Genomic DNA, 13,508 nt, shown 5'->3' with positions numbered 1-13,508 from the left:
CCCGCGGCATCGTCCTATCGTTCAAGTGGAGTGCGCATGCCCGCCGATTCCCGTCCTGATCAGCTGGTTCTCACCGTCGCCTGTCCGAGCGCGGCTGGCCAGGTTGCCGCCGTCGTCGGCTTTCTCGACCGGCATCATTGCTATATCGACGAACTGACCGTTTTCGACGACGACCTCAGCGAGCGCTTCTTCGTGCGCTGCGTGTTTCATGGCGTCGACAGCAGCGAGACGCTGCAAGTCACGGCGCTCAAGCACGAATTCGAGCCGATCGCCGAGCGTTTCCGCATGACGTGGGCGATGCACGACGTCGGCACACGGCCGAAGGTGCTGATCATGGTGTCGAAGCTCGAGCACTGTCTCGCCGACCTGCTGTTCCGCTGGCGCATGGGCGAGCTGAAAATGGACATCGTCGGCATCGGCTCGAATCATCGCGATCTCGAACCGCTGGCGCAGCAACACGGACTGCCTTTCCACCATCTGCCCATCACCGCGGACACAAAGCCGCAACAGGAAGCGCGCCTGCTCGATCTGTTCGAGACGTCGGGTGCCGAGCTGATGATTCTCGCGCGCTATATGCAGATTCTGTCCGGCGAAACGAGCCGTGCGCTCGCGGCGCGCGCGATCAATATCCACCATTCGTTTCTGCCCGGCTTCAAGGGCGCCAAGCCGTATCATCAGGCACATACACGGGGCGTCAAACTGATCGGCGCCACCGCGCACTTCGTCACCGACGATCTCGACGAAGGTCCGATCATCGAACAGGTGGTGGAGCGCGTCGATCATTCGTATAGCCCGGAGCGCTTGCTTGCCACCGGGCGCGACGTCGAATGCATTACGCTCGCGCGGGCGGTCAAGGCGTTTATCGAGCGAAGGGTGTTTATCAACGGGGATCGGACCGTCGTACTGCAATAAACGAAAACGCCGCTAAAAAGCGGCGTTTCCTTTAGACGTTGCCGTTTCATCAAAGCGGCAACGCGTTCACACGAACGGCACAATCACTTCACCCAGCTATCCACCCGATCGCTATGCGCGCTGATCCACGCATCGGCGGCGGCGGTCGGCGTTTCGCCGTTTTGCGTCGCCAGCATCACGCTGTCGATTTCGCCGGGTTTCCATTGAAACTTCTTGAGGAACGCGACCACCGGCGGCGCCTTCTTCTCGAGTTCAGGATTCACGACGCTATCCACGTGCTCCGCTTCGCCGAACACCTTCTTCGGATCGTCGAGGAATTTGAGCTTGTACTTCGCGAACATCCAGTGCGGCTTCCAGCCCGTCACGATGATCGGCTTGCTCGCCGCTTCCGAACGCGCCAGTTCGGCGGTCATCGCGCTGCCCGAGCTCGGCATCAGCGTGTAGTCGAGACCGTAGGCCTTGATCGCCTCGCTGGTCTTTTGCATCACGCCCGCGCCGGCGTCGATACCGACGATGCGCGAACCGAACTCCGACTTCTTCGCTTGCAGATCGCCCAGGCTCTTCACGTCGACGTTATCCGGCACGATCAGCCCGATCTTCGCGTCGTTGAAGTTCGGACCGAGGTCGACCACCTTGTCCTTGAAGTTGTTCCAGTACGCGCCGTGCGTGACCGGCAGCCACGCCGACAGCGTCGCATCGAGGTCGCCGCGCGCCACGCCCTGCCACATCACACCGGCCGCGACCGGCACGAGTGTGACCTGATAGCCGAGGCGCTTCTCGATCACACGGGCAGCCACGTTCGAGGTCGCGACGCTGTCGTCCCAGCCTTCCACGTAACCGATCTTGATGGTCGGCTTGCTATCGGCCGACACGCTCACGCTGCTTGCCGCCAGCGCCGCGCTCAAGGCGCTCAACACGAATATCTTTCTGATCAGTCTCATCGCCGCTCTCCCGTTTGCCGTCAAAACAACCCAATGAGCATTTAGAATCGCCAGCCAGAATTGCCGGGTAGCGTTGTTTTCCGACATCCAGTTGTCCCCACGCGACTTCGTGGCCACTGGACACAGCATCCTTCTCGTCTTACTTATCCACGACGAGATCGCTCAACGGCTTGCTGCAGCACAGCAGCACCATGCCCTGATCGATCTCACGCTGACGAATGCCGCCGGCGTGTTTCATCGCGACTTCACCCGACACCAGCTTCACCTTGCAAGTGCCGCACATCCCCTGCGTACACGATGCGGGTAGCCGCACGCCCGCTTTCTTCGCCGCGTCGAGCACGTGTTGGGCGCTGCCGCATTCGATCTCGCGGTTGCTCCTGGCGAAACTCACCTTGAAGCGCGTTTCCGTTTCGACAGACACGGGCGCCGGTGCGGACGCGGGCGTGAACCCCGACGCCTCTTCGCGCGTCTCGATAAAGCTGTCGGCAGTCACCGGCGTGAGCGCGCCTTGCAATGCATCCGCGACATGCACGGTGGTCAATTGCGCGGCCACTTCGCTGACCGTCTCGAAGGAAAAACTTTCCTCGTGATAGTGGCTGCGATCGAACCCGCCCTCGGCCAGCAGATTGCGCACGGCTTGCATGTACGGCGCGGGGCCGCAGGTGAAAATCTCCCGCTCCAGATAATCCGGCGCGATGAGCTTGAGCAGCGGCAAGGTCAGAAAACCGGTGACACCTGACCAATTCGTGCGCGCACCGAGCCGTTCGCACACAAACGCGGTGCGGAAATGGGCCTGATTCGACGCGATCAGATCGAGCTCGCGCGCGAAGATGATGTCGTCCGGCGTACGGGCGCTGTGCACGAACACGATGTCGCTGTCTTCACCGAGTTCATGATGCGCGCGGCTCATCGACATCAGCGGCGTGATACCCGAGCCGGCCGATAGAAACAGAAACTTGCGCGCCGGATGCCGTGCGCAGGTGAATTCGCCCGACGGCCCGAGCACGCGAACTTCGGCGCCCGCGTGCAGATTGTCGTGCAGCCAATTGGAGACCTTGCCGCCCGGTACACGCTTCACCGTGATCGAGATCGTGTGAGGACGCGTGGGCGGCGAAGAAATCGTATAGCACCGGTTGATCGATTCGCCGTCGATCTCCAACTCCAGCGTAATGAACTGCCCCGGCTCGAACACGAACGCCCGCCCGGACGGCGCGCGAAAGAAAAAGCTCTTCACGTCGTGCGTTTCCTGACGAACCTGGCAGCACACCAGTGTATCGTCGGTATCGCTATTCCAGCGTGGCGGCAACGTCTCCCAGAACCGCGGCTGCGTGACGCGGCTCGCAGCGTGGACCGGAGCCGGCTCGGGGCTGAGCTGAAACGTCGCCTGATCGCGCATCATTGTTTTCTCCGACTCCTGGTTGCGGTGTCGCGCTCAGCGCATGAAGGACACGACTTTTTCGCCGTGCGAAGCCGGCGCGGTATCGCCTGCCTCATGGGTTTGGGGTGCATTGCTGTAATCCGCCATGCGCGCGATGTACCACTCGCAGAACTTTTCGACGAGCCCTTCCGTGAACGGCGAATACGGACCCGGCTCGTACGCGCTGCTCGTCGCGCCGCGTTGCGAGTATTCGACGAGGGCGCGATCCTGATCGTTGGTCGCGCGCCACACGGCGGTGAGGTTATTCACGTCGTAATCGATGCCTTCGCGCGCGTCCTTGTGCACGAGCCACTTGGTGCGCACCAGCGTCTTGCCCGCCGAGAGCGGAATCACCGAAAAGCTGACGATGTGATCGCTCATGAAGTGATGCCACGAATTCGGCTGCGTCCAGAACGACAGGCCGCCGAGATCGGCCTGCTCGAAGCCGCCGAGCAGTTTTTTCGACGCCACTTTCGCGTCGAGCGTCTGCGATTCACCATCGCGATCGAGCGGCAGGCGTTGCGTGCGGAAACCCGTGACCAGATCGGCCAGCCGTTCGATTTCCGCCGAGGGCAGCTTCATCGCTTCCCATTGCGCGGTACGGCGAGCCACCGTCTCTTCGAAGGCGGCCATGCCTTCTTCGTTGGCCGGCGAGCGCTGATAGCCGAAACCGTATTCGTAGAGCGAAATGGTCAGCTCGGGATGGTTTGCGACGCAGTGATAGCACTCGCGATTGTTCTCCATCGTGAGCTTCCAGTTGCCGTCTTCGATAATGTCGATCGAGGCCGCGATCTTGCAGCCGGCCAGATCGTGCGGCAGCAGGTACGGTTCCATTGCGGCACGCATCACGCCGAAGTCGGTCGGCGGATTGTCGGCGAGGCAAATGAAAATCAGGCCCGCCAGATTCTCGACGTGCACGGCCTTCAGGCTATGTTTGCAGCGGTCGAACTGATCGCCCATGTGCTCGGCGAACATCAGATCGCCGTTCAGGTTGTACGTCCAGCTGTGATACGGGCAGACGATATTGCCGAGCGAGCCTTTGTCGGTATTGCACAGGCGCGCGCCGCGATGGCGGCAGACGTTGTGAAACGCCCTCACCTGCATGTCGTCGTCGCGCACGATCAGAATCGAATCGTTGCCGATTTCCACCGTGATGTAATCGCCCGGCTCCGGCACGTCCGGTTCCACCGCGACCTGAATCCAGTGCTGACGGAAGATCGCGTCCATGTCGAGCGCGAAAATATCCTCGCTCGTATAGAACGGCGCTTCCAGCGTGTAATTCTTCTTGCGGCGTTCGATCATTGCGCGAACGTCTGCCGAAACTTTCATTGTGTGCTCCGTTGCATGTCACGTCTGGCGCCGCGCCAGGCCCTCCTGGTCGCATGCTGGCCCGAACCGGAAATCAGTAATCCACGAGTTGATGCTCGCGCAAATACGCCAGAATCACTTGTGCTTTTTCGACAGAACTTCCTTCAATTACGACGCTGCCGCCGCGGCTTTCAGTCGTCGTCGCCGAGAGCATGCGGGCGTGGCCGGAGCGCTTTTCGGCAGCGGCGAGGCGCACCGGTTTCGCGCCCGCCGGGCGCAGGGTCCAGGCGAGGTCGTCGGGGTTGGCGGCGGCCTGCGTGGCGACCGGGCGAATCGAGCCTTCGCGCAAGCGCGCATACGCGTAGGTCGGTGCGGCGTTGGCCAGCGGATGCACGGCAATCAGCGCGGGCAGCCGCACTTCCACGCGACGGCGCAAACCCTTCGGCATGAACTGGCGGACTTCCGCGCAGCCGTCGCGCAGCGCGATGTCAACGGCGGCGCCGACCAACGGCATCTCCAGCGCATTGGCGACGCGATACGGCAGCATGCCGCTGTCGAACGCGCCTTCGGCACACGTGCCGGTCAGAACGAGGTCGTAGCCACGCAGACGCGCAGCCAGCGGCGCGGTTGCGTCGGCTTGCAATTCGGGTGTTGCGGCGATCTCGAGCACTTCGACCGAACGTGCGCCGAGCGCCAGATATTCTTTCAATGCGGGATTGGACGGATCGCCCGCGTGCAGCACGTCGAGCGTCGCGTTGTGCGTTCTGGCGAGCGAGAGCGCCAGGGTTAGCGCGGCGGCGTCGTTGCGGCTGTAGCGCGCAGTGCCGCTCACCGGATGACGGCCCACGGAAACGAGGATGGCGATCTTCATGCGAGCGCTCCTTCGACGACAGCCTTTGAATTGAGCAGCGCCGCACCGGTTCCGCGCGCCGTGCGCGCCGCGGACGCCGCTTCGTTGAGCGCCGCGATGGTTTCCTGCGCGTCCGCGATCAGCGTGAGATTCGCGCGCTTGGCGATCGGCGCGCTGGCGTCCAGATTCACCGCGATCACATGCCGGCAATCCTTGATGCCTTGCAGATGCTGCACCGCGCCGGAAATGCCGAACGCGATATACACACTCGCTTCGACGGTCTTGCCGGTCGCGCCGATCTGCTTGTCGCGAGTGAACTTGCCGTCGTCCACGGCGACGCGGCTCGCGCCGATCGCCGCGCCCAGCGTAGCCGCGAGACGCTCGAACGCGGGCACGTCGCTCACGCCGTTGCCGGCTGACACGATGAAATCCGCCTCTTCGAGCGCGAGTTGCGCGGCGTCGATTTCCTCGATGCCGAGATCGCGCACCACGCCTTGCTGCGAGGCGGGCTCTCCGTCGAAGCGCCATATGACCCGTTCACCCGCACCGACGAACGGCAATTTCGGATCGACCGCGTTGGGCGCTAGCAGCACCACCTCGGGCAGTTTGCGCGCGGCGAACGCTGTATTCGCCTGAACATAGGCCGCCACATGCGCTGCATCGATCTCGACGACATGCGTCGCGACGCTGGCATTCGCGGCAGCGGCATAACGCCGGCCGAGATCGCCGTCGCCGGTCGCGCTATCGGGCAGGAAAATATGGACTGGCGCATACGCCGCGACGCACGCAGCCAGCGCGTTCAGTTCGTCTAGCGGCGCAAAGTTACGGCGATCGAACATCGCCAATTCGATCAGCTTGTCGGCGCCGAGCGCGGCGGCGTCGCCGCTGAACTCGCCGAATACCAGCAGCACGACTTCGGTTGCCGAATCGGCGATCAAAGCAGCGCCAGCCAGAGTTTGACGTGCGTGATCGTCCAATGCGCCACGGTCGGCATGCGCGGCCACGAGTATCACGCGCTGCGGCACAGCTGTGCTCCGGCGCGGTTTGGCCTGTTCACGATGCGAGGCGCCGCCGTGCGTGGCAAATTCCAGTGAACCAGTTACGCCCGTCACGCCGAGCGTGATGCGTTTGAGTCCGTCTGCCGTGATCGTGAACGGACGGCGCGGATCGATTCGTTTGAGAGTGTTCATCGCGTTACTCCAGCGCCGCTGCAACCAGTTCGGCGACGTCCAGCACTTCCGGACGCGGCCCGACCACGCCTTCGAGCATCGCCGTGCAATTCGGACAGCCCACCGCGACGATCTCCGCGCCGACGGTTTTCGCGTCGTCGATACGGATATCCGGAATACGCCGCTTGCCCGGAATGTCGGTTAGAGGCGCACCACCGCCACCGCCGCAGCAGCGTCCGCGCATACCGTTGCGCTCCATCTCCACGACCTTGATGCCGATGGTCTTCAGCAAACGGCGCGGCGCTTCCGTTTCACCGTTATAGCGGCCCAGATAGCACGGGTCGTGATACGTGATCTTGCGATCCGCGAAGGCGGCCACCGCGCGCGGCGTCAGCTTGCCGCTCGCGACCAGTTGCTCGATCAGCGCCGTGTGATGCTGCACTTCATAGAAGCCGCCGAGCGCGCGATACTCGTTGCGCAGGCTATGCAGCACGTGCGGATCGGCGGTGACGATCTTGCGGAACGAGTACTGCGAAAGCGTGCCGATCAGCTTCTGCGCGAGTTGCTGGAAAGTCGCTTCGTCACCGAGGCGGCGGGCCGTGTCGCCGGTATCCGTTTCCACGCCGCCCAGCACCGCATAGTCGATACCGGCGCGATTCAGTACTTTGACCAAAGCGCGCAGCGTGCGCTGATAGCGCATGTCGAACGCGCCTTCGCCTGCGATCAGCAGCACATCCACCGGACGCCCCGGCTGCGCGACCTGCACCTGCAGATCAACGGCCCAGTCGTAACGCGCGCCGATGTCGTAGCCGTTCGAGCTGCCCGTCTCGCGCAGATTCGCGAGCGTGATCGGGCCTTTGCCCGGCACGCTGCCTTCCACCAGCGTCTGATTGCGGCGCATATCCACGATCGCGTCCACGTGCTCGATCAGCATCGGGCACTCCTGCACGCATGCGCGGCAGGTCGTGCAGGACCACAGCGTGTCCGCTTCGATCAGACTGGAAATCAGGGGCTTGCCCGGCGCGCCAGCATGCTTGCCGACTGGAATGCCTGGCGTGGGACTGCCCGCGTATTCCGCATCCGTGCCGCCCACCATGCCCGTGACCAGATCCTGAATCAGCTTCTTCGGATTGAGCGGCTGACCGGCGGCGAACGCGGGACACGCCGCTTCGCACTTGCCGCACTGCACGCACGCATCGAAACTGAGCAACTGGTTCCAGCGGAACTCGACCGGCTTGCCTACACCGTATTCTTTCGCGTCGAGCAGCGGCGCTTTCAATGCGGTAGGCGGCACCACGTCGGTGTCATTGCGCTCGGCGAAACGCTCCTGGCGCGGATGAAACGCGAGGTGCAGCAAACCGGCGAGCGCATGCTTCATCGGACCGCCGCGCGCCGCGCCGAACGTCATCGCAAACGCGCCCGCCGCGATCAGCAGCGCGACGATGATCGCCAGCGCGCCGGACATCGCGCCGGCAGGCAGCGCGATAAAGAGCACGAGGCCGAGTGCGAACGATCCAAGCAACAGCGGCAAATGATCCCAAGGTCCGCGCGAGAGCCGGGCCGGCACCGCTTTCGCGCCGTGACGGCGGCGCCAGACGAACACCGCGCCGACCAGCATCACGAGCGCGGCGAGAAAGATCAGCTTGTCGAGCCACGGCGAGTAAATCGCCAGACCGTAGTTGACGAACACCAGCGCCATCGCGAGAATCGCGCCGCCCGCGGTCGCCACGTGCGTTTTGGCAATGTACGGATCGCGCGCCACCACATGATGCAGATCGACGAAGTAGCGCTTGGGAATCGTCAGCAAATTGGCCCAGCCGTATGCGCCCGCCGCCGTGGCGCGGCCTTCGCGCCAACACGCGGCACGTTTGACGAGCGCGAACGCCAGACCTGCTACCGACAACCACAGCAGGACGGTGATGACAAACACGGGGCTCATCGTCAGAAATCCTTGCAAAGGCGCAGCGCGTCGTAGATCGCGCCGTGAATGTTGTGCATGGAAATGCAGTCGCCGACACGGAACAGCAGGAAGCGTCCATTGCCGAGCTCTTCGCCCAAAGATGGTTGCGGCTCGGAGGCGAACAGCTTGTGCACGTCCACCTGACCGCGATTCACGGACTCCGGCTTGAGCTTCCAGTACAACTCGTCGTTCGGCGTGCTGCCGTTCTCGATCACCACCTGATCGACCGCGCGCTCTTCCTGCTCCTCGGTGTACTCGTTGCGGATCACGGCGATCTTCTTGCCGTCCTCCTCGTAGACCTTGTCGAGCCAGTAGTTCGGCGTGTGGATCACGCCTTGCGCGTAGAGCCGCCGGTAGAAAATCGGGAACGTGGTCCCGCCTACGTCGTCGGCGACCTTCACGTCCGGCGTCACGATCTCGACGTTCGAGCCGCGGCTCGACATGAAATCGGCCACGCCCGCGCCGGCATGCGTGCTGACGCCGTCGTACACCAGCACGTTCTTGCCCGGTTCGACCTTGCCCGAGAGCACATCCCACGAACTCACGGCGAGGCCTTCGTCGACGCCCCACGCCGCCACTTGCGACGTGAACGACGAACCGCCCGTGGCGAGCACGACGATGTCCGGCTTCTCGGCCATGATGGTTTGCTCGTCGGCGGCGACACCGAGGCGCCGGTCCACGCCGAGGCGCTTCGTCTCCATGTCGAACCAGCGCACGATGCCCGCCATCTGTTCGCGTTGCGGCGCTTTCGCGGCCAGCATGATCTGGCCGCCGACGTAGTCGTTCTTCTCGAACAACACCACGTCATGACCGCGCGACTTCGCCACACGCGCCGCTTCGAGTCCCGCCGGACCCGCGCCGACCACGACCACCTTGCGCTTCGGCCCGCGCGTCTTGGCGATCACGTGCGGCATTGTTTCTTCGCGCGAGGTCGCGGCGTTCTGTACACAGAGCACGTCGAGCCCGTTGTACTGGCGGTCGATGCAATAATTCGCGCCGACGCACTGCTTGATTTCGTCCTCGCGGCCGTCGCGGATCTTGATGACCATATGCGGATCGGCGATCTGCGCGCGCGTCATGCCGACCAGATCGACCATGCCGCTGGCCAGCAGCCGCTCGGCCTGGCCCGCGTCGCGAATGCTTTGCGCGTGCATGACGGGCAGCTTCACCACCGACTTGATGCCCGCTGCGAGATGCACGAAAGGCTCGGGCGGCAGCGCCATGGGCGGCATGCAGTTGGCCAGCGTGTTATGCGTGTCCGCGCCGGAGCCGATCACGCCGAGGTAATCGATCAGGCCGGTTTCGCTCATGGCCTGAGCGATTTCCTTCAGTTGTTCGTGGTCGAGCCCGTCTTCGTGGAACTCGTCGCCGCACATCCGCAAGCCGATGCAGAAATCCGCACCCACTGCTTCACGCACGGCCTTCAACACTTCGGTGCCGAAACGCAGACGGTTTTCGAGCGAACCGCCCCATTCATCGGTACGGAAGTTGGTGCGCGGGCTCCAGAACTGATCGATCAGATGCTGGTGCGCCGCCGAGATTTCCACGCCGTCCATGCCCGCATCTTTCACGCGCTTCGCAGCCGCTGCGAAATCGCTGATGATGCGGCGGATTTCCTCGACCTCGATGATCTTCGCATTGCCGCGATGCACCGGCTCACGTACGCCCGACGGCGACATCAGATGCGGCCAATGCTCGCCATGAAACGCCGAGCGGCGTCCCATGTGCGTGGCCTGAATCATGATTTTCGCGCCATGCGTGTGCATCGCTTCGGCGAGCCGCGCGAGCGGATCGATGATCTTGTCGGTCGAGAGGTTCACCGATTTCCACCAGCCTTGCGGGCTGTCGATCGACACCGGGCTCGAGCCGCCGCACACCGCGAGGCCGACGCCGCCCTTGGCCTTCTCCTCGTAGTAACGGATATAGCGGTCGCCGGGCAGACCGCCTGGTTCCGCATAGACCTCCGCGTGCGCGGTGCTGACGATGCGGTTGCGCAAGGTCAGCTTGTTCAGCGTGAGAGGCTTGAAAAGGTTCGGGTAACGCATCGCGATCGACCTCGGAATGGAGTACTTTTTGCGCTGTGTCGTGCGCGGTCAGGAAGCGCGCGGCGACACTTCGAACACGCAGTGGTCGTGGTGCTCAGCCGCGCATTGCGCTTCTCTCGAATGGGACGGCAGCCCCTTGCGCGAGGCGTCCGGCGCGGTGTCGTTGACCCAGTCCATCGCGCCCGCGAACCAGCCGGCGAACATATAGCAGAGCTTGCCGACCTTGCCCGGCTGCGCCAGCACGAACGACGAATGATGCAACTCGATGCGCGCGTGCGAACTCGACGGATCGGCTTCGGTGATCGTGAAGATGCCCCAGCCGCGTTGCGACAGACGCTTCAGGTAATGCTCGAATACGGCCATGCCCGCAATGCCGTGCTGCTTCGCTTCCTTGTCGCACCAGAAATACGCGGACTTGTAGCCGGCTTTGTAGAGAATATCGGCATACGTATCGAGGCCGAGTGCTTCTTCCACGGCGGTGTGGTTGTTCGTGAAGAAGTGACGCGGCACGTATAGCATTGGCAGCGCGTCGGTGGTCCAGACGCCGGTGTTCGCATCGACGTCGATAGGCAGTTGGGGTTGCATGTGGAGGCTCCGTTTTTATGTGTACGAGTGAGATTTCATTAGCGATGCAAGGTCACACCTTCCACACTTCCCCAAACACCCGTACCCAGTTTTCACCCATGATCTTCTTGATGCGTGTCTCGCTCCAGCCCGCGCGTTCCATCGCGGCCGTCAGGTTCGGAAACTCGCCGATCGTGCGGATGCCTTCCGGATTCACCACCTTGCCGAAGTTCGTCAACTGGCGATAGCGGCCTTTGTCGTGCGTGATCCAGTCGAAGAACTCGGTGCTATAGCCTTGCGTGAAATCGGTGCCGATGCCGACCTGGTCTTCGCCGATCAGATTCACCACGTATTCGATCGCTTCGATATAGTCCTCGACGGTCGCGTCCGGACCGCGCTTGAGGAACGGCGCGAACATCGTCACGCCGACGAATCCGCCTGCGTCCGCAATCTCTTTCAGTTGCTCGTCGCTCTTGTTGCGCGGATGCTCTTTCAGACCCGACGGGCAGCAATGCGAGTAGCACACCGGCTTGTTCGACGCCGCAATCGCTTCAGAGGAAGTCTTGCCGCCCACATGCGAGAGATCGACCATGATGCCGGCGCGGTTCATCTCCTGGATCACTTCGCGGCCATAGCCCGACAGACCGCCGTCGCGTTCATAGCAACCCGTGCCCACCAGGTTCTGCGTGTTGTAGCAAAGCTGCACCACGTTCACGCCGAGGTCCTTGAACGCTTCGATATAGCCGAGGTTGTCCTCGAAAGCATGCGCGTTCTGGAAGCCGAAAATGATGCCCGTCTTGTTCTCTTTCTTCGCGCGGAAGATGTCGTCCGTGGTGCGCACGAGCGTGAGGATCTCGCCGTACTCGCGGATCTGCTGCTTCATCTCGGCGATGTTGTCGACGGTCTTCTGGAAGCTCTCCCACACCGAGACCGTGCAGTTCACCGCGGTCACACCGCCCTTGCGCATGTCCTCGAACACGGAGCGCTCGAACTTCGAAATGTTCAGACCGTCGATGATGATGCTGTTGTCGTGCAAAGTGCTCATCGTTTGCTCCAGGCGTGCTTAGTAAATGGGAAAGCGCTCGCACAGCGCGAAAATCTCGCGGCGCACGCGTTGTTCGGTGGCGGCATGCCCTTCGGGGTGCTCACGCAGCGAGTCGAGCACGTCGACAATCAGCCGGCCGATTTCGCGGAATTCGCTCACGCCGAAGCCACGCGTGGTGCCCGCGGGCGTGCCGAGGCGGATGCCGGAGGTGATCGTCGGCTTCTCGGTGTCGAAAGGAATGCCGTTCTTGTTGCAGGTGATGCCCGCGCGTTCCAGCGCCTGCTCGACCTGGTTGCCCTTGAGGCCCTTGGGCCGCAGATCGACCAGCAGCAGATGGTTGTCCGTGCCGCCCGTGACCAGATCGACGCCGCCCGCCTTGAGCACCTCGCCGAGCGCCTGCGCATTGGCGAGCACACTGTCGATGTAGGTCTTGAAGCCCGGTTCCAGCGCCTCGCCGAACGCGACCGCCTTGCCGGCGATCACATGCATCAGCGGGCCGCCCTGCAAGCCGGGGAACACGGCGGAGTTGATCTTCTTCGCGATGTCTTCGTCATTCGTCAGCACAAAGCCGCCGCGCGGGCCGCGCAGTGTCTTGTGGGTGGTCGACGTGACCACGTGCGCGTGCTCCACCGGATTCTGGTGACGCCCCGCCGCGATCACCCCGGCGATATGCGCCATATCCACCATCAGCTTGGCGCCGACGCCGTCGGCAATCGCGCGCAGCCGTGCGAAGTCCAGCGCGCGCGGATAAGCCGAGAAGCCGGCGATCAGCAGCGCGGGCTTGTGTTGCTGCGCGAGTTCCTCGATCTGCTCGTAATCGATCAGCATCGTGTCGCGATTCACGCCGTACTGCACCGCGTTGAACCACTTACCGGACATGGCCGGTTTCGCGCCGTGCGTCAGGTGGCCGCCGGCGTCGAGCGACATGCCGAGCACCGTGTCGCCCGGCTTCACCAGTGCGAGCATCACCGCGCCGTTCGCCTGTGCGCCGGAATGCGGCTGCACGTTGGCGAACTTCGCGTTAAAGAGCTGCTTGATGCGATCGAGCGCCAGCGTTTCGATCACGTCGGCGTATTCGCAACCGCCGTAGTAACGCTTGCCCGGATAGCCTTCCGCATACTTGTTGGTCAGCACCGAGCCCTGGGCTTCGAGCACCGCGCGCGACACGATGTTTTCCGACGCGATCAGTTCGACTTGCGACTGCTGGCGCTCGAGCTCTTTCAGAATGGCGCCGCGCACCGCCGTGTCGCGCGTGGCCAGCGATGTTTCGAAGAAAGGATTCGGGTTCGACATGGAA

General features: G+C 63.0%; 11 protein-coding genes. 1 reads left to right on the top strand and 10 read right to left on the bottom strand.

What is annotated here, in order from left to right; genetic code table 11:
• Window positions 1-36: 36 nt before the first annotated feature.
• Window positions 37-912, top strand: coding sequence for a formyltetrahydrofolate deformylase (purU, locus tag P0D80_RS28940; RefSeq protein WP_408288637.1), 876 nt, complete (start codon window positions 37-39; stop codon window positions 910-912).
• Window positions 913-995: 83 nt separating this feature from the next.
• On the opposite strand, the gene P0D80_RS28935 is transcribed toward purU, so the two are convergent.
• The 10 genes from P0D80_RS28935 to P0D80_RS28890 form a co-directional block, all read right to left on the bottom strand.
• Window positions 996-1,853, bottom strand: a complete 858-nt coding sequence (locus tag P0D80_RS28935) for a glycine betaine ABC transporter substrate-binding protein (RefSeq protein ID WP_408288633.1) — start codon at window positions 1,851-1,853, stop codon at window positions 996-998.
• Window positions 1,854-1,992: 139 nt separating this feature from the next.
• Window positions 1,993-3,252 (bottom strand): FAD-binding oxidoreductase, encoded by a 1,260-nt coding sequence (locus P0D80_RS28930; RefSeq protein WP_408288630.1) that lies wholly within the window; start codon window positions 3,250-3,252, stop codon window positions 1,993-1,995.
• 33 nt (window positions 3,253-3,285) lie between these two features.
• On the bottom strand, window positions 3,286-4,599 hold the full coding sequence (locus P0D80_RS28925) for an aromatic ring-hydroxylating oxygenase subunit alpha (protein ID WP_408288627.1): 1,314 nt from the start codon (window positions 4,597-4,599) through the stop codon (window positions 3,286-3,288).
• Between the two features lie 73 nt (window positions 4,600-4,672).
• A complete protein-coding gene (locus P0D80_RS28920; RefSeq protein WP_408179160.1) occupies window positions 4,673-5,449 on the bottom strand; it encodes an electron transfer flavoprotein subunit beta/FixA family protein in 777 nt (258 codons plus the stop codon).
• Window positions 5,446-6,618 carry an electron transfer flavoprotein subunit alpha/FixB family protein gene (locus tag P0D80_RS28915; protein ID WP_408288623.1) on the bottom strand — a complete coding sequence of 391 codons (1,173 nt, stop codon included), beginning with the start codon at window positions 6,616-6,618 and terminating at the stop codon, window positions 5,446-5,448. The genes P0D80_RS28920 and P0D80_RS28915 overlap by 4 nt, the downstream gene beginning before the upstream one ends.
• A gap of 4 nt (window positions 6,619-6,622) precedes the next feature.
• Window positions 6,623-8,536, bottom strand: coding sequence for a (Fe-S)-binding protein (locus P0D80_RS28910; protein ID WP_408288619.1), 1,914 nt, complete (start codon window positions 8,534-8,536; stop codon window positions 6,623-6,625).
• Between the two features lie 2 nt (window positions 8,537-8,538).
• The gene (locus P0D80_RS28905) at window positions 8,539-10,602 is read right to left on the bottom strand and encodes an oxidoreductase (protein WP_408288616.1); all 2,064 of its coding nucleotides are present in this window, start codon (window positions 10,600-10,602) and stop codon (window positions 8,539-8,541) included.
• A gap of 48 nt (window positions 10,603-10,650) precedes the next feature.
• Complete coding sequence (locus P0D80_RS28900) at window positions 10,651-11,187, bottom strand: DUF5943 domain-containing protein (RefSeq protein ID WP_408288613.1); 537 nt, start codon at window positions 11,185-11,187, stop codon at window positions 10,651-10,653.
• Window positions 11,188-11,239: 52 nt separating this feature from the next.
• On the bottom strand, window positions 11,240-12,211 hold the full coding sequence (locus P0D80_RS28895) for a dipeptidase (protein WP_408288610.1): 972 nt from the start codon (window positions 12,209-12,211) through the stop codon (window positions 11,240-11,242).
• A gap of 18 nt (window positions 12,212-12,229) precedes the next feature.
• On the bottom strand, window positions 12,230-13,504 hold the full coding sequence (locus P0D80_RS28890) for a serine hydroxymethyltransferase (RefSeq protein ID WP_408288607.1): 1,275 nt from the start codon (window positions 13,502-13,504) through the stop codon (window positions 12,230-12,232).
• Window positions 13,505-13,508: the final 4 nt, after the last annotated feature.

Origin of the sequence: Paraburkholderia sp. RL17-373-BIF-A, from assembly GCF_046030175.1 — a bacterium.
GTDB lineage: Bacteria > Pseudomonadota > Gammaproteobacteria > Burkholderiales > Burkholderiaceae > Paraburkholderia.
This window is presented reverse-complemented; position numbering and strand designations above follow the sequence as displayed.